Below are 15,009 nucleotides of genomic sequence, written 5' to 3' on the forward strand. Positions count from 1 at the left end.
CGGTTGCGGCAGGCCGCCCGGGGCCGGTTGTGGCAGGCGGCCCGTTCAGGCCGGTTGCGGCGCGTCCTCCTCGGCGAGGACGACCTCCCACGCCTCCACGTCCCGTTCCGTGACGGTGGTCGGCGACTCCAGGTGGTACGCGCCGCTGGGCAGCACCCCCGCCCCGCCGTGGCGGGCCAGCACGGCGAGCTGGGCGGCGACGTCCTCGCCCTGGTGCTTCTCCTGCACCCGCTGCCAGAAGTCGAAGCCGCCCGAGTCGACCAGCTTGGCCCGGTCGTAGAGCACGCACCCGCCGATCCACGAGACCTTGTACGCCCGCCACGCCCCCGGCGGCAGGGCCAGCTTCTCGGTGATGTGCAGCAGGTTCGCGGCCGGGTGGATCTGGGCTCGGTCCCACTCCGGGGTGCCGGGGCGGATCCGCTCCGGCGTTGGCGCGCCGATCCACTCCTCGTAGTGCGCGTGGGTCTCCGGCCGTACGTCGTCGACGTACGACAGCCCGTGCACGGCGTTGCCCACGAAGCCGCAGCCCAGCTCGGCGAGCGCGGTCACGAGCCGGTGCAGCGTGCCCGGCTCCAGCCAGACGTCGTCGTCGAGGCAGAGCACGTACCGGGCCGCCGACGCGGCCAGCAGGTACGCCCGGTGCTCGGCCAGCCCGCGTCGCGGCAGCCGGCGGGTCAGCAGGACCGGGTGCCCCCGGTGCCGCAGTGCCCGCACCATGGTGGCGGCCGCCGGGTGGGCGAATGCCGGATTCCCGTCCGACTGGTCGCTGACCACCACCCCGAACCCGGGCACCCCCTCCTGGACGGCCAGCCCGGACAGGGTGACGGCCAGCTCGGCGGGGCGGTTGCGGGTGGGGATCAGCACGTCGACCAGCCGGTCGGCGCGGAACTGCTCCGGGTTTCCCGGATCGAGCGGCCGGTTCACGACGGCTTGCGGGACAGGGACGGGTCGGTCTCGTGCTGCGGGGTGTGCGCCCGGATGCGCTCGATGATCCGCGAGGTGGACCGGTCCGGCACGTACCCGAGGGTGCGGACCTGGCCGCCGAGGCGGCGGACCAGCGGCGCCTCCGGCACCATCTCCGGCGGGTAGTCGCCGCCCTTCACGTAGACGTCCGGGCGGAGGGCCTTGATGAGCTCGGCCGGGGAGTCCTCCTCGAAGACCACCACGTGGTCCACGCAGGTGAGCGCGGCGAGCAGCGTCGCCCGGTCCTCGATCGTGTTCACCGGCCGGTCCGGCCCCTTCAGCCGGCGTACGCTGCCGTCGGAGTTCACGGCCACGACGAGCAGGTCGCCGAGCGTGCGGGCCTGTTCGAGATACCGCACGTGGCCCCGGTGGAGCACGTCGAAGCAGCCGTTGGTGAAGACCACCGAGCGGCCGGCGCGCCGGTGCTCGTCCACGATGGTGGACAGCTCGTCCGCGCCCACCACCACCGGGTGCCCGGCGTCCAGGCCGGGCGTGTCCAGCGCGGCGAGCAGGTCCTCGCGGCGGCAGACGCACGTCCCCGTGTCCGAGACCGTGATGGTGGCGGTGAGCTGGGCCAGCTGGGCGGCCGTCGACAGGGGAGCGTCGGCGGCCAGCGCCAGCGTCATCGCCGCCAGGTACGCGTCACCGGCTCCCACGGCGTGGCTGGCCGGCACCGGCGTGCTGTGGCTGCGCCGGCGCTCGCCGTCCGCGCCGCCCACCACGGCGCCCTCCGTGTCCAGGGTCACGGCCACCACGTGGGCGCCGGTGTGCGCGTGCAGTTCGGCGAGGCGCGACTCGGCGAGCATCGCCCGGTCCACGCCCTCCCCGGCCGTGGCGTTCACCGTGACGCCGGTGGCGGTCACCGTGAGCCCGTCGTCGGTCGTCGACAGCCGGTCCTCGCCGGGTGTCGGCTCGCCGGTGCGGTCGGGCCCGCCGGTACGCGCCGCGCCCACCGTGGTAGAGGTCTGTGCCCGGGACGTACGGTCGCCGGGCGCGGCGCCCACGGTCAGCTCGGACGGGCCGTCGGCCGGGTCGACGTCCGGGTGGTCCAGGTGCAGCTCGGCCCCGCCGCCGGGCCGCGCGGTGCGGGCGGCCCGGGCCAGCAGGCGGGTCGCCTCCGCGAAACTCGGGGTCACCACGGTGGGGGCGAGGCCACGCCAGTCGGCCAGGTCGTGGGCGTCCAGCGCCACCGTGGCGTAGCGTTCACGGTTCGCCACCAGCCAGGCGCGCACCGGGGCGGGCAGCGCACCGAGGCCGTAGTCGCAGACGACGAGGGTGGGCGCGGCACCACCGGCGGCGGCGCGCAGCTCCTCGGTGGCGCAGCTCAGCGCGGTGAGCAGGCGCTGCACGCCGTCCGGGTCGAGCGCGTCGTCCGGATCGCCGGAGTCCTCCCGCAGCAGGATCTGGCTGCCGGCCAGCATCCGTCGCTTCACCGGGGTGGGCCGGCCGTGCTGGTTGACCGTACGGTCCCAGACTCCCGCCCGGTCCAGGCAGTCGTGCAACTCGTCGCCGGCCACGTCGGCGCCCACCGGGGCGACCAGCACGGCGCGGCCGCCGAGCGCCGCGACGTTGACCGCCGTGTTGGCCGCGCCACCGGCCGCGGAGATCCGTCTCCGGAGGGTGAGCACCGGCGCGGGTGCCTCGCGGCAGAGCCGGTCGGACTCCGCGAACCGCCACTCGTCGAGCATGGCGTCGCCGATCACCAGGACCGGGCGTCCCTGCCAGCTCTCCACCACGCTGGCGAGCCGCCGCTGTTCCGCTGCTGCTCCTGCCATGCCTTCCGGGATCCCCTCGGCCCGATGGGTCAAACCTTGGCCCGGGCGGACGCGGGGCGCCTCGTGGGGCTGGTCACCGGACGTCGCGTTTCGCCCCATGCGGGTCGGGAAGGAACCACAGGTACCCCCGGGAAAGGAGATGCATCGGAGATGGCAGCGACGACACTTCAGGGCAAGCGGGTCGCGTTCCTGGCGGCGGACGGCGTCGAGGAGGTCGAGTACGTCCAGCCCCGGGAGGCGGTGGAGAACGCCGGCGCGACCGTCGAGCTGGTCTCGCTCAAGCCCGGTTCGATCCAGTCCTTCAACCATCTGGACCAGTCCAAGACGTACGACGTCGACGTCACGGCGGCGGACGCGGACCCCGACGCCTACGACGCCCTGGTGCTGCCGGGCGGGGTGGCGAACCCGGACTTCCTGCGTACGGACGCGGACGCGGTGCGTTTCGTGCGGGCGTTCTTCTCCGCCGGCAAGCCGGTCGGGGTGATCTGCCACGGCCCGTGGACGCTCATCGAGGCCGACGTGGTGCGCGGCCGGCGCATCACCTCCTGGCCGAGCCTGCGTACCGACCTCACGAACGCCGGCGCGAACTGGGTGGACGAGCCGTGCGTCACCGACAGCGGGCTGGTCAGCAGCCGCAAGCCGGACGACCTGCCCGCCTTCTGCGCCAAGATCGTCGAAGAGTTCGCGGGGGGCAGGCACTGACCCGCGGCCCCAGCCCGGTGATCATGAGCTTGGCGGCGGAATCGATTCCCGATCCCGCCGCCAACCTCATGATCGACGCGGGACAAGTTCCGCCCCTGCCCCGGGCATGGGTCCTTCGTGAGCGGGGTAGAAGGGCGGGTGACCACGGAAGCGCACGCCGCACCGCTGCTGAACAGCCGGCAGATCCGCCTGCTCATGCTCGGCCTGATGACCGGCATGCTGCTGGCGGCACTCGACCAGACCATCGTCGGTACGGCCCTGCCGACCATCGTCGGCGAGCTGGGCGGGATCAACCACTACTCGTGGGTGGTGACCGCGTACCTGCTCGCCTCGACCGCGTCGACCCCGCTCTACGGGAAGATGGCCGACCTGTACGGACGCCGCCCGGTCTTCCTGTTCTCGATCGGCACGTTCCTGCTGGGGTCGCTGCTGGCCGGGCTGTCGCAGAACATGACCCAGCTGATCCTGACCCGGGGTATCCAGGGCTTGGGGGCCGGCGGTCTCATGACGCTCGCGTTCACGATCATCTCGGACGTGGTGTCGCCCCGTGAGCGGGGTCGCTACCAGGGACTCTTCGGCGCGGTCTTCGGCATCTCGTCGGTGGCCGGGCCGCTCGTCGGCGGGTACTTCGCGGAGGCCAACTGGCGCTGGATCTTCTACATCAACGTGCCGCTGGCGATCCTCGCCATCGTGGTCTGCTACCACGTCATGCGGCTCGTGCCGTTCGAGCGCCGCGAGCACGCCATCGACTGGATCGGCGCGGCGCTGCTGGTCGCGGGCGTGAGTTCCCTGCTGCTGGCGCTGAGCTGGGCCGGCACCGAGTACGCCTGGAGCTCGCCCGTCATCCTCGGGCTGTTCGCGGCCGGCGCGGCGCTCGCCGTGCTGTTCGTCGTCCAGGAGGCCCGGGTCGCCGAGCCGATCCTGCCGCTGCGGCTGTTCCGCAACCGCACGTTCTCGCTGGCCAACCTGGCCGGCTTCGTGCTCGGTCTGGTGATGTTCGGGTCGATCATCTTCATCCCGCTGTACCTCCAGATCGTCAAGGGCGCCTCGCCGACCAAGAGCGGTCTGCTGATGTTGCCCATGATGGCCGGCATCATCGTGACCTCGGTGCTGACCGGCCGGGCCATGAGTCGGATCGGCCGGTACAAATGGTTCCCGGTGGTCGGCTCCGCGGTGCTGCTCGCCGGCATGCTGCTCTTCACCCAGCTGCGCGTGAACAGCTCGCTCTGGACGGCGTTCGGCTACATGGTGGTCATCGGCGTCGGGCTCGGCCTGTGCATGCAGTCCCTGATCCTCGCCGTGCAGAACGCGGTGTCGGTCCGGGACCTGGGCGCCGGGACCTCCTCGGCGACCTTCTTCCGGTCGCTCGGCGGGTCGTTCGGGGTGGCGATCCTGGGCGCGGCGCTGTCCTCACGACTCGCCGCCGAGCTGACCGACCGGCTGCCCCCGGCGATCGCCCAACTGCCGCCGCCGCAGCAGGCGGCGGTCGCGGCGGCCGGCGGCCCGAACATCTCGATCAACGACCCGGCCACCATCATGGCGCTGCCCGGGCCGGTGCGGGCCGCGATCCAGGCCTCGTTCGTGGAGGGCCTGCACCAGGTCTTCCTGACCGCCGGTCTGATCGCCATCGCCGCGGTGCTGGTCACGCTCGTCATGCCGAACGCGCAACTGCGCGGCACGGGGCCCGCCGGCAACACCGGTGGCACCGACGGGCTGGGCGGGGAGGCCCCGGCCCCCGGCGGCAAGCCGCTGTCGAAGGAGTCGAAGGACCAGGCCGCCGCCGAGATGGAGGCCAAGTCCCAGACGATGATCTAGGGTCGCCGGCGCCTGGCGCCTGGCGCCAGGCGCCAGGCAGCTGGCGGCACGGTCGGCGGGTCGCGTTGGTCGCGGCCCGCCGGGTCACTTCAGGATGAGCCGGTTGGTCTGCTCGAAGACGTCCAGGTCGGCGAGGGTCTCGAGGACCGAGGTCGAGAGCGGGGCCGGGAACTGCTCGCGGTGGAAGAAGCCCGCGTCCGTGGTCTCGTCGGTCACGCGGGCGAGCGTGCCGTCCCACTCCTCGACCCGGAACGCCGTCGTGAAGATCTGGTACGTGTGGCCGTACATGTTGGTGTGGGTGCGGTCGGGCCCGGTGTAGAGGGCGAACGCGCTCACCCGCAGGGCTCGCAGGCCGGTCTCCTCGCGGACCTCGCGGACCGCGCAGTCGGCGATCGACTCACCGAGCTCCATGGCGCCTGCGGGCATGGCCCACTGCCCGTTGTCGGAGCGTTGGATCAACAGGACACGGCCGGCGTTGTCGCGTACCACCGCGCGGGCACCGACGAACATCAGCGTCCGGTCCCCGGCGAGCGCGCGAAGCTGCCCCACGTACGAGTCCGCCCAGGAGATGCTCACCCGGACAATTTACGAGCCTCGGCCCGGGGCGACCCGGTTTCCGGGGTTCCCAAGATGTGACCGACGCCACTAGCTTGTCAGCCATGCGTAGCACGATGATGGACGCTCCCCTCCAGGTCGCCCGGATCCTCGAACACGGCTCCACCGTGCACGCCACGGCCGAGGTGGTGACGTGGACCGGCGCCGAGCCCCGCCGCATGACGTACGCCGAGGTGGGGCGGGCCGCCGCCCGCCTGGCCCACGGGTTGCGTGCCGAGTGCGGCGTGACCGGCGACGAGCGGGTCGGCACCTTCATGTGGAACAACAACGAGCACCTCGTGGCCTACTTCGCGGTGCCGAGCATGGGCGCGGTGCTGCACACGCTGAACATCCGGCTCTTTCCGGACCAGGTCGCCTACATCGCCAATCACGCCGAGGACAGCGTGGTGCTCGTCGACACCACGCTGATCCCGCTGCTCGCCCGCGTGATCGGCCAGATGGGCACGGTGCGGCACGTCGTGGTGGTGGGCGGCGGCGACCCGGCGCCACTGGTCGAGGCGGCCGGCGACCGCATCACCGTGCACCGCTGGGACGACCTGCTCGCCGGCCGCCCCGAGGCGTACGACTGGCCCGAGGTGGACGAGCGGGACGCGGCGGCCCTCTGCTACACCTCCGGGACCACCGGAAACCCGAAGGGCGTGGCGTACTCGCACCGCTCGATCTACCTGCACTCGCTCCAGGTCTGCATGCCGGAGGGGTTCGGCCTCGGCCCGACCGACCGGGAGCTGGCCATCGTCCCGATGTTCCACGCGATGTCGTGGGGCCTGCCGTACGCCGCGTTCCTCTCCGGCGCCTCGCTGGTCATGCCGGACCGGTTCCTCCAGGCGGCGCCGATCGCCGAGATGATCGCCGCCGAGCGGCCCACCCTGGCCGGCGCCGTCCCGACGATCTGGACCGACCTGCTGGCCTACCTGGACAGTCACGAGGTCGACATCTCCTCGCTGAAGGAGGTCATCGTCGGCGGCTCGGCCTGCCCGCCGGCGCTGATGCACGCGTTCTCCGAGCGGTACGGCATCGAGGTCATCCACGCCTGGGGCATGACGGAGATGTCCCCGCTCGGCTCGGTCTCCCGGCCGCCGGCCGGCGTGGCGGACGAGGAGGCGTGGCGCTACCGCTACACGCAGGGCCGGGTGCCGGCCGGTGTGGAGGCGCGCATCGTGGGGCCGTCGGGTGAGCCGCTGTCCGCCGACGGGACGTCCGTGGGCGAGCTGGAGGTCCGCGGGCCGTGGGTGACCGCGCGGTACGTGGGCGACGAGACGCCCGACGAGGAGAAGTTCCGCGACGGCTGGCTGCGTACGGGTGACGTGGGCACCCTGTCCCCGGACGGTTTCATCACGTTGACCGACCGGGCCAAGGACGTCATCAAGTCCGGGGGCGAGTGGATCTCGTCGGTGGAGCTGGAGAACGCCCTCATGGCGCATCCGGCCGTGCTCGAGGCCTGCGTGGTCGGGGTGCCCGACGAGCGCTGGGACGAGCGTCCCCTGGCGACGGTCGTGGTCCGGGAGGGCGCCTCGGTGACCGCCGAGGAGCTGCGCGAGTTCCTGGCCGGCTCGGTGGCGCGCTGGCAGCTGCCGGAGCGGTGGGCGTTCATCGACGCCGTGCCGAAGACGAGCGTCGGCAAGTTCGACAAGAAGGTCGTCCGTTCGCGGTACGCCGAGGGGGAACTCCCGGTCCGGGAGCTGGCCGCGCCGTAACGTTTTCCCGCGGGCGGTCGCTGTTGGGGACAGGACGTTCCTGACAGACCTTCCTCCCCAGGGGGCGGCCCCGGCGTTCGCACCGCGCCGGGGCCGCCCGTTTTTTGCGGGGCGACCCGCAATGCCATTATTGCGAAACTTGTTCGCCTACGTCCCGATGACGGGAAATCTCCTGGCCCGCCGTCATGACCGCACCCACCCAGCCCAGGCAGGGGTTACTGGTCGCTCGTCGCGATGAGGACCTTCCCGACCGCCCCACCCTCCACGGCCTCGTGCGCGGCGGCCGCCGCCGAGAGCGGGTAGTGGTGCAGGGGCAGGCCCGCGTCCTCACCCACCCGGATGCCACCCTGGGCGGCCGCCGCCGCGACGTCCCTGACCGCCTGCGCCTTGGCCGCCTTCGGCTCCGTGTAGACAAGGACGAACTGCCAGCGCGCGTTCGGCATCATGAGCTTCCGCACGGGCAGCGTCACCTCCCCGCCACCGTCGTCGGCGTAGACGCAGACCGAGCCGCCGTGGCGCAACACCTCCACGTCCGTGGCCGCGTTCGCGGCCGGGGCGACCTCCACGATCGTGTGCACCCCGTCGGGAGCGATCTTGCGGACCTCCTCGACCACGTCCTGCTCCCGGTAGTTGATGACGAACGACGCCCCGGCCGCCGCCGCGAGCTGCGCCTTCTCCGCGCTGCTCACCGTGGCGACCACGCAGGCGTCGGCCCAGCGGGCGAGCTGGATCGCCGCGTTGCCGACCGCGCCCGCCCCGCCCTGGACGAGCACCGTGTGGTCGCTCAGCGCGCCGGCACGCAGGTTGTCCGGCATGTACTCGCCGGCCGTCAGGCAGCGGTGCGCCGTGAGGAACGGAATGCCGAGGGCGGCGCCCAGGTCGAACGAGGCGTCGCCGAGGCGTACCGCCTGACGGACGGGGACCACCGTGTACTCGGCGGCGGTGCCCCACGGCCGCTGCCAGGCGGCCTCCCAGAGCCACACCCGCTCGCCGATCAGGTCCTGGTCGACGCCCTCGCCGACGGCCTCGATCACGCCGGCGCCGTCCTGCCCGGGAATCTGCCAGCCCTCGGGCAGCGGCCACTGCCGCCGGGCCTTCCAGTCCGTCGGGTTCACCCCGGAGACGGCCATCCGCACGAGGACCTCACCGCGACCGGGCTCCGGCACCGGCCGGTCGACCAACTGGAGCACCGACGGCTCGCCGGTGCGCTCGTACACGATCGCCTTCATCGTCCTGGCTCCTCCCCGCGCGGCGGCCCGCGTAGCCCTACCCGGCCGCGCGCTGATCATTCCGTCGGTGGGCTTCCAAACCGTACAACCGGGTCGGCGGAGGACGCGGACGGGCGCAACGGCACGGGAGGCGACTCACGCGAGTCGCTCGACCACCTCGGGCGTCAGCTCGTCGACCGAGGCGAGTGTCACGGCGGCGAGTTGCGCCGCGTCCGGGTCCAGTGGATACGACCCGTGCGGGATGGCGATCACCCGCATCCCCGCGGCGGCCGCCGACCGCACCCCGTTGGACGAGTCCTCCACGGCCGCGCAGCGTGCCGGGTCGACGCCCATCCGCTCGGCCACCGCGAGGTAGACGTCCGGCGCCGGCTTGCCCCGGGCGGTCTCCTCGGTGGAGAGCGTCGTGCGGAACACGTCGGTCAGGCCGGTGGCGGCCAGCGTCGCGGCGATCAGCCGGGTCGGCGAGGAGCTGGCCAACCCCAGCGGCCACCGCGCGGCCACGCGGCGCACCACCTCGTCGGCGTCGTCGATCAGCGGTACGCGCGCCGCGTACCGCCGGGTCATCTCGTCGACCACCTCGGTGGCCACCTGCTCGGCGGTACGCGAGACGCCCAGCTCGTCGCTGAGGTAGCGCGCCCACTCGCCGGTGCTCATTCCCATGAGCCGGCGCTGGCTGTCGGGCTGCCAGGTCCCGCCGTGCGTCGCCACGTACGCCCGCCGGACCTCCTCCCAGACCGGTTCGGAGTCCACGATCACGCCGTCCAGGTCGAAGATCACCGCATCCACCACGCCCCCATCCTCCCCGACGCGCCCCTGACCGGGTCGATCATGCAGTTGTGGTGCCCGTCCGGTGGCAATTTGCGCCTTTCGTACACCACAACTGCATGATCGCGGGCGATCCCCTGCCCGCGCGAGGGCTCAGCTCGGCAGGGCGGGGAGGCCGATCGGGCTGTTCGGCGGGATGACCGTGTGGCAGGCGCGGGCGATCGGGTCCAGCAGCTCGCGCAGCCGGTCGGTCCGCTCGGCGCCCAGGGTCCGCCAGGGCCTCGCGGCAGCCGCGTCGGTGGCGTCCTCGACCGCCTGGAAACCGGCCCGGCCCCGCTCCGTGGGCTCACCCGCCGCATCGAGCCAGCCCCGCGCCGTCAGGCGTTCCCGGGCGGCGTGCCACTGTTCCTCGGTCCAGCCCCGGCCCAGCAGGTTCTGCGCCGGCATGTCCACGGCGACGCGCCAGGCCAGGGTCTCCACCGGGTCGAGGTCGGCGGCGACCAGCGCGGCGATGTGCCCGTCGCCCCGGTGCTCGCGCAGAGTGGTGGCGGCCTGCCACAGCCGGGCCAGCGGGTACTCGCCGACGGGCAGCGCCGCGTTGGCCGCGCCGAGGACCCGCCCCGCGGTCTCGACCGTGCCGGCGGCCTCCTCCAGCAGGTCGGCGGCCTCGGCGAGGTGGGCCTCCGGCAGCTCGTACGTCAGCTCCGCGAGGGCCTGCACGGCTCCGGTGAGCCGGGCCCGCAGCGCCTCCTGCGGCGTGGCGAGGCACCAGACCGACGGCAGCGCCCGGGACACCATGACCGGAGCGAAGGTGAAGAACGCGGCGATCACCGGGGCCGCGTCGACGGCGCCCAGCGGAGCGGCCCGGCCCGCGAAGTAGCCCCGCCAGTACCCGCGCAGCCCGACCGCCTCGTACGCGGCCCGCGCCCGCGGATGGAAGTACGTCACGGCGTGCGCCGGCTCGTAGTGCGTCCACAGAAGCCGGGCGGTCCGCCCCAGGCCGTCCAGCACCGTCACGTGCACCTCCGCGTCCGCATCCGGATCCCGTGGACATCCGACTTCCAGGGTGACCAGGAACCTACTGGAGGTGCGTAACGGGCTGGAAGCCCTCTGTGGGCAACTGCACCGCCACCAGGTGACGGACCCGGATAAAGCAGGACGGCGGGCCGCCTGGAGGCGGCCCGCCGTCGCGTCGGGAACGCTGGTTACTGGGCGGCGAGGACGTCCACGACGAACCGCAGCGGACCGGCCGGGCGGCCACCGGCGCCGTCGTTGCCGTACGCCAGCTCGGCCGGGATGTCGAGCTGCACCCGGCTGCCCACGGTCACACCGACGAGCCCCTGGTCCCAACCCGGGATGACCTGGCCGACGCCGATCGGGAAGCTGGCCGGCTGGCCGGCCTCCCAGGAGGAGTCGAACTCCTTGCCGTCCTTGAAGAACACGCCCACGTAGTTCGTGGTGATCGTCTGGCCCTTCTTCACGGCCGGGCCGGTGCCCTTGATCACCGGGGTGACGGTCAGCTTCTTCAGCTCGCCCGTGCCGGGGGTGACGGTCGGCTTGGTGCCCAGCGCCGGGTCCGCGCCCTCGGGGAGCTGCGGGGCCTGGGGAGCCGCGGGCTGATCGGCGGGGGCGCTCGCGGACGGGCTGGTGTCGGCCTGCGGGGTGGCGTCGTCGTCGCCACGCTGACCGACGATCACGAAGACGGTGACCAGCACGGCCACCACGGCGAGGCCCGCGAGCCCGCCGAGCCACGCCTGCCGGCGGCGCTTGGCCTCGGCCGCCTTCTGCGCGGCCAACTGGGCGGCCAGCCGCCGCTCGGACTTCGACCGGTTCTGGGTCCGCTCGCTCACTCGTCGACTCCCTGCGAAAGGTGGGGGTGGCCGGCAGCGGGTGCCGGAGGGACAGCCGACGCACACGGTACCCGCCCGGACGCCCACAGCGCCGCACCCGGCGCCCGGCAACTGTGCCGCTCAGCCCTCCAGATGCCGGGCGAGCGCCTGTCGCAGGTGGTTCTTGGGTCGCGACCCGACGATCGAGCCGACCGGCTCGCCGTGCCGGAACACCAGCAGGGTGGGCAGCGACATCACCTGGTAGCGGCGGGTCGTCGCCGGGTTCTCGTCCGAGTTCAGCGTGACGATCGACAACCGCCCGGCGAACTCCTCGGCCAACTCGCCCAGACTGCGGGAGATGGCGTGGCAGCGCCCGGACCAACCCGTGCGTCTCGTAGTACCGCAGGGTTCGGGTGCTCGTGCCGGCGCGTTCTGCCAGTTCGCCGATCAGCATCGGACCTCCCTCGCCGCTGGCGTCGAGGGAAAAGCTAGACCTTGTCGCCGACGTCAAGGCAAGCCCGGAGCGCCGCTTGCGCGGGCCGGGAGCGCGGAGGGTGCGCCTCAGGCGGTCTTGCGGGCCGTCTTCTTGGGCGCCGCCTTCTTCGTGGTGGCCTTCTTCTCCGCCGCCGCCGTCTTCTGCGGCGCCGCCTTCTTGGCCGCCGCCTTCTTCGGCGCGGCCTTCTTCTCGGCGGTCTTCTTGGCCGGCGCCTTGGCCGCCTTCTTCTCGGCGGCCTTCTTCTGGGCCGAACGGGCCGCCGAAATCGGGGTCGGCTCTGCGGCGCCCTCACCGCGAGGCTCGCCGCGCGCCGCCTTGGCCCGCTCGACGGACGCCTTCAGCGCGGCCATCAGGTCCACGGCCGCGGCCGGGGCCTCCTCGACCTCCTCCGGCTGGACGACCTCCCGGCCCTCCACCTTCGCGTCGATGACCTCCTGCAACGCCGCCCGGTAGTCGTCGGTGAACGCGTCCGGCTCGAAGTCACCGGTCATCGAGTCGATCAGCGAGCTGGCCATCGCGAGCTCGGGCGGGCGGACCTTGAGGTCCTCGTCGAGGAAGCCGAACTCGGGCTTACGCACCTCGTCCGGCCAGAGCATGGTGTTGAGCAGCAGGACGCCCTCGCGGACCCGCAGCGTGGCGAGCTGCTCCCGCTGGCGCAGGGCGACCTTTACGATGGCGACCCGCTCGGAGTCGATGAGCGCGTCCCGCAGCAGCACGTACGGCTTCGTGGCCGAGCCGTCGGGCTCCAGGAAGTACGCCTTGTTGTAGAGGATCGGGTCGACCTGCTCCGCCGGGACGAACTCCAGCACGTCGATCGCGTGGGACGTGCTGAGCGGCAGCTCGGCGAAGTCCTCGTCGGTGAGGATCACCATCTCGCCGCCGCCGATGTCGTACCCCTTGGCGATGTCGTCGTAGGTGACCTCTTCGCCGCAGATCGAGCAGGTGCGCTTGTAGCGGATCCGACCGCCGTCCTCCCGGTGCACCTGGTGGAACCGGATGTCCTTTTCCTCCGTCGCCGAGTAGAGCTTGACCGCGATCGAGACCAGCCCGAACGAGACGGCTCCCTTCCAGATGGCCCGCATGTCAGCTCCTCTCCCCGGTACAGCCCAGGATCGCAAATGATCGAAGCGGGCGCGAGGACTTCCGCTGCGAACTACAGTCAGGAGGTGCCCGGCGCGCCGTTGAAGCCGATGCTCGCGATGACCGGGCAGCTCCCGGCGGGCGCCGGCTGGGCGTACGAGTTCAAGTGGGACGGCGTACGCGCCCTCGCCGACATCTCCGCCGGGGAGCAGCACCTGTACGCGCGCTCCGGCGTCGAGATCACCGCAGCCTACCCCGAGTTGGCCACGCTCCGTGATCAGGTGGGTGACGCGCTGCTCGACGGCGAGGTGGTGCTGATCGGCGAATCAGGGCAACCGTCCTTCACGGCGCTCGCCGAGCGGATGCACGTCCGGGACCGAAACCGGGCCGCCCGGCTCGCGGCCGTCATGCCCGTCACGTACATGATCTTCGACGTGCTCCGCCTCGACGGCGAGGACCTGACCGGCTGGCCGTACGAGCGCCGCCGGGAGACCCTGGACGGCCTGGGCCTGGGCGGCGCCCGTTGGGCCGTACCGCCGGTCTTCGCCGACGGCCCCGCCACCTACCAGGCCGCAGGTGAGCACGGCCTGGAGGGCGTGATGGCCAAGCGGCTCGGCTCGGTCTACCGGGCGGGGGTGCGCTCGCCGGACTGGGTGAAGGTCAAGCTGGAGGTGACCGGCGACTTCGTGGTCGGCGGGTGGCGGCCCGGGGCACGGAAGATCGGCGGGCTGCTGGTCGGCGTTCCCCGCCCGGATGGCCGGCTCACGTTCCGTGGCCGGGTCGGCGGCGGGATCGGCGCGGCCATCGAGCGTCAGCTCCTCACCGAGCTGGAGCCGCTGCGTACGCCGGCGTCGCCGTTCGCCGGGGACGTGCCACGGGAGGATGCGCGCGGGGCGATCTGGGTAACACCCCGGGTCGTGGTGGAGGTGAAGTACGGCCAGCGCACCCCCGACGGGCGGCTACGGTTCCCGCGGGTGCTCCGGCTGCGACCGGACAAACCGCCCGAGGAGGTCGACGATGCCGGCTGACCGCTTCCGGGTGGACGTCGAGGGGCGCGCGCTGGAGCTGTCCAACCTGGACAAGGTGCTCTACCCGGCTGCCGGGTTCACCAAGGGCGAGGTGATCGACTACTACACGCGGATCGCCCCGGTGCTCCTGCCGCACCTGGCCGACCGGGCGCTGACCCGGATCCGCTTTCCCAACGGCGTCGACGGCGGCTCGTTCTTCGAGAAGAACGCCCCGGCCGCCACGCCCGACTGGGTGCGTACGGAGAACCTGCCGGCGCCCGGATCGAGCAAGGGGAGGGAGACGATCGACTACGTGGTGGCCGACGATCTGCCCACGCTGGTCTGGCTCGCCAACCTCGCGGCGCTGGAGCTGCACACGCCGCAGTGGAAGGTCGGTGAGCACCCGGACATGATGGTGGTCGACCTGGATCCCGGGGCGCCCGCGGCGCTGAAGCAGTGCTGCCAGGTGGCGCTGCTCATGCGGGACCGGCTCGCCGAGGACGGCATCGACAGCTACCCGAAGACGTCCGGCAAGAAGGGCATGCAGCTCTGCTGCCCGATCGCCGGCACCCAGTCGTCGGACGACGTGTCGGCGTACGCGAAGCGAATCGCCCAGGAGCTGGAGCGCGGGCACCCGAAGGTCGTCGTGTCGAAGATGGCGAAGAACCTGCGCCCCGGCAAGGTCTTCATCGACTGGAGCCAGAACAACGCGGCGAAGACGACGGTAGCGCCGTACTCGCTGCGGGCGCAGGCGGTGCCGTCGGTGTCGACGCCGCTCACGTGGGACGAGGTGGAGGCGGGAGCGGCCGGAAAGCGGCCGGCCACGAAGCCGTACACGGCGGGCGAGGTGCTGAAGCGGGTCGAGAAGTCGGGGGACCTACTCGCCCCGATCCTCGACGGCGGCCCCGAACTGCCGGGGCCCTGACTCTGACTCTGACCGGCACTCCGGCAGCCGATCGTGCGGGGACCGCACCGCGCGTCGCGGGCGCCCGCAGCGGGCGGCTCCGGCCTCAAATCACGCAACGTGATGCTGTCGGCC

At 72.5% G+C, this 15,009-nt stretch carries 14 protein-coding genes and 1 pseudogene; 5 read left to right on the forward strand and 10 right to left on the reverse strand.

Annotated elements, in window-relative coordinates:
• Positions 1-45: 45 nt before the first annotated feature.
• Together ACSNOA_RS03675 and rfaE2 are read right to left on the reverse strand one after the other, a co-directional pair.
• Complete coding sequence (locus ACSNOA_RS03675) at positions 46-924, reverse strand: glycosyltransferase (RefSeq protein ID WP_436656255.1); 879 nt, start codon at positions 922-924, stop codon at positions 46-48.
• Positions 921-2,738, reverse strand: coding sequence for a D-glycero-beta-D-manno-heptose 1-phosphate adenylyltransferase (rfaE2, locus tag ACSNOA_RS03680; protein ID WP_436656257.1), 1,818 nt, complete (start codon positions 2,736-2,738; stop codon positions 921-923). The genes ACSNOA_RS03675 and rfaE2 overlap by 4 nt, the downstream gene beginning before the upstream one ends.
• 150 nt (positions 2,739-2,888) lie before the next feature.
• On the opposite strand from rfaE2, the gene ACSNOA_RS03685 reads away from it, so the two are divergent.
• The gene (locus ACSNOA_RS03685; RefSeq protein WP_436656259.1) at positions 2,889-3,440 is read left to right on the forward strand and encodes a type 1 glutamine amidotransferase domain-containing protein; all 552 of its coding nucleotides are present in this window, start codon (positions 2,889-2,891) and stop codon (positions 3,438-3,440) included.
• 138 nt (positions 3,441-3,578) lie between these two features.
• Positions 3,579-5,255 carry an MDR family MFS transporter gene (locus tag ACSNOA_RS03690; protein ID WP_436656261.1) on the forward strand — a complete coding sequence of 559 codons (1,677 nt, stop codon included), beginning with the start codon at positions 3,579-3,581 and terminating at the stop codon, positions 5,253-5,255.
• 84 nt (positions 5,256-5,339) lie between these two features.
• On the opposite strand, the gene ACSNOA_RS03695 is transcribed toward ACSNOA_RS03690, so the two are convergent.
• Positions 5,340-5,831 (reverse strand): NUDIX domain-containing protein, encoded by a 492-nt coding sequence (locus tag ACSNOA_RS03695; protein WP_436656263.1) that lies wholly within the window; start codon positions 5,829-5,831, stop codon positions 5,340-5,342.
• A gap of 83 nt (positions 5,832-5,914) precedes the next feature.
• Between ACSNOA_RS03695 and ACSNOA_RS03700 the strand changes: the two genes are divergently transcribed.
• Positions 5,915-7,564 (forward strand): fatty acid--CoA ligase, encoded by a 1,650-nt coding sequence (locus ACSNOA_RS03700; protein WP_436656265.1) that lies wholly within the window; start codon positions 5,915-5,917, stop codon positions 7,562-7,564.
• Between the two features lie 215 nt (positions 7,565-7,779).
• On the opposite strand, the gene ACSNOA_RS03705 is transcribed toward ACSNOA_RS03700, so the two are convergent.
• From ACSNOA_RS03705 to ACSNOA_RS03735, 7 genes and pseudogenes are all read right to left on the reverse strand, one after another.
• Complete coding sequence (locus ACSNOA_RS03705) at positions 7,780-8,793, reverse strand: NADPH:quinone reductase (protein WP_436656267.1); 1,014 nt, start codon at positions 8,791-8,793, stop codon at positions 7,780-7,782.
• Positions 8,794-8,928: 135 nt separating this feature from the next.
• Positions 8,929-9,582, reverse strand: a complete 654-nt coding sequence (locus ACSNOA_RS03710; protein WP_436656269.1) for an HAD family hydrolase — start codon at positions 9,580-9,582, stop codon at positions 8,929-8,931.
• Between the two features lie 129 nt (positions 9,583-9,711).
• Positions 9,712-10,569, reverse strand: a complete 858-nt coding sequence (locus ACSNOA_RS03715; RefSeq protein ID WP_436658306.1) for an SCO6745 family protein — start codon at positions 10,567-10,569, stop codon at positions 9,712-9,714.
• 194 nt (positions 10,570-10,763) lie between these two features.
• The gene (locus tag ACSNOA_RS03720) at positions 10,764-11,408 is read right to left on the reverse strand and encodes an FKBP-type peptidyl-prolyl cis-trans isomerase (RefSeq protein ID WP_436656271.1); all 645 of its coding nucleotides are present in this window, start codon (positions 11,406-11,408) and stop codon (positions 10,764-10,766) included.
• A 120-nt stretch (positions 11,409-11,528) separates the two neighbouring features.
• Positions 11,529-11,726: a thioredoxin family protein gene (locus ACSNOA_RS03725; RefSeq protein ID WP_436656273.1), complete on the reverse strand. Its 198-nt coding sequence runs from the start codon at positions 11,724-11,726 to the stop codon at positions 11,529-11,531.
• A 40-nt stretch (positions 11,727-11,766) separates the two neighbouring features.
• A pseudogene (locus tag ACSNOA_RS03730) lies at positions 11,767-11,841 on the reverse strand (MerR family DNA-binding transcriptional regulator); the annotation flags it as partial.
• Positions 11,842-11,948: 107 nt separating this feature from the next.
• Entirely contained in the window at positions 11,949-12,965 is a 1,017-nt protein-coding gene (locus tag ACSNOA_RS03735; RefSeq protein ID WP_436656275.1) for a Ku protein, read from the reverse strand.
• A gap of 84 nt (positions 12,966-13,049) precedes the next feature.
• Between ACSNOA_RS03735 and ligD (ACSNOA_RS03740) the strand changes: the two genes are divergently transcribed.
• Together ligD (ACSNOA_RS03740) and ligD (ACSNOA_RS03745) are read left to right on the forward strand one after the other, a co-directional pair.
• The gene (gene ligD, locus ACSNOA_RS03740; RefSeq protein WP_436656277.1) at positions 13,050-13,991 is read left to right on the forward strand and encodes a non-homologous end-joining DNA ligase; all 942 of its coding nucleotides are present in this window, start codon (positions 13,050-13,052) and stop codon (positions 13,989-13,991) included.
• Positions 13,981-14,895, forward strand: coding sequence for a non-homologous end-joining DNA ligase (gene ligD / locus ACSNOA_RS03745; protein ID WP_436656279.1), 915 nt, complete (start codon positions 13,981-13,983; stop codon positions 14,893-14,895). The genes ligD (ACSNOA_RS03740) and ligD (ACSNOA_RS03745) overlap by 11 nt, the downstream gene beginning before the upstream one ends.
• The last annotated feature ends 114 nt before the right edge of the window (positions 14,896-15,009 follow it).

The sequence above is a fragment of the Micromonospora sp. URMC 103 genome (assembly GCF_051386435.1).
Lineage (GTDB): Bacteria > Actinomycetota > Actinomycetes > Mycobacteriales > Micromonosporaceae > Micromonospora.

What these genes read in the sequence shown, in the direction of transcription:
- rfaE2 (WP_436656257.1), bottom strand. Translation starts at nt 2,738, where the DNA reads ATGGCAGGAGCAGCAGCGGAACAGCGGCGGCTCGCCAGCGTGGTGGAG.
- ACSNOA_RS03685 (WP_436656259.1), top strand. Translation starts at nt 2,889, where the DNA reads ATGGCAGCGACGACACTTCAGGGCAAGCGGGTCGCGTTCCTGGCGGCG.
- ACSNOA_RS03700 (WP_436656265.1), top strand. Translation starts at nt 5,915, where the DNA reads ATGCGTAGCACGATGATGGACGCTCCCCTCCAGGTCGCCCGGATCCTC.
- ACSNOA_RS03705 (WP_436656267.1), bottom strand. Translation starts at nt 8,793, where the DNA reads ATGAAGGCGATCGTGTACGAGCGCACCGGCGAGCCGTCGGTGCTCCAG.
- ACSNOA_RS03735 (WP_436656275.1), bottom strand. Translation starts at nt 12,965, where the DNA reads ATGCGGGCCATCTGGAAGGGAGCCGTCTCGTTCGGGCTGGTCTCGATC.
- ligD (WP_436656279.1), top strand. Translation starts at nt 13,981, where the DNA reads ATGCCGGCTGACCGCTTCCGGGTGGACGTCGAGGGGCGCGCGCTGGAG.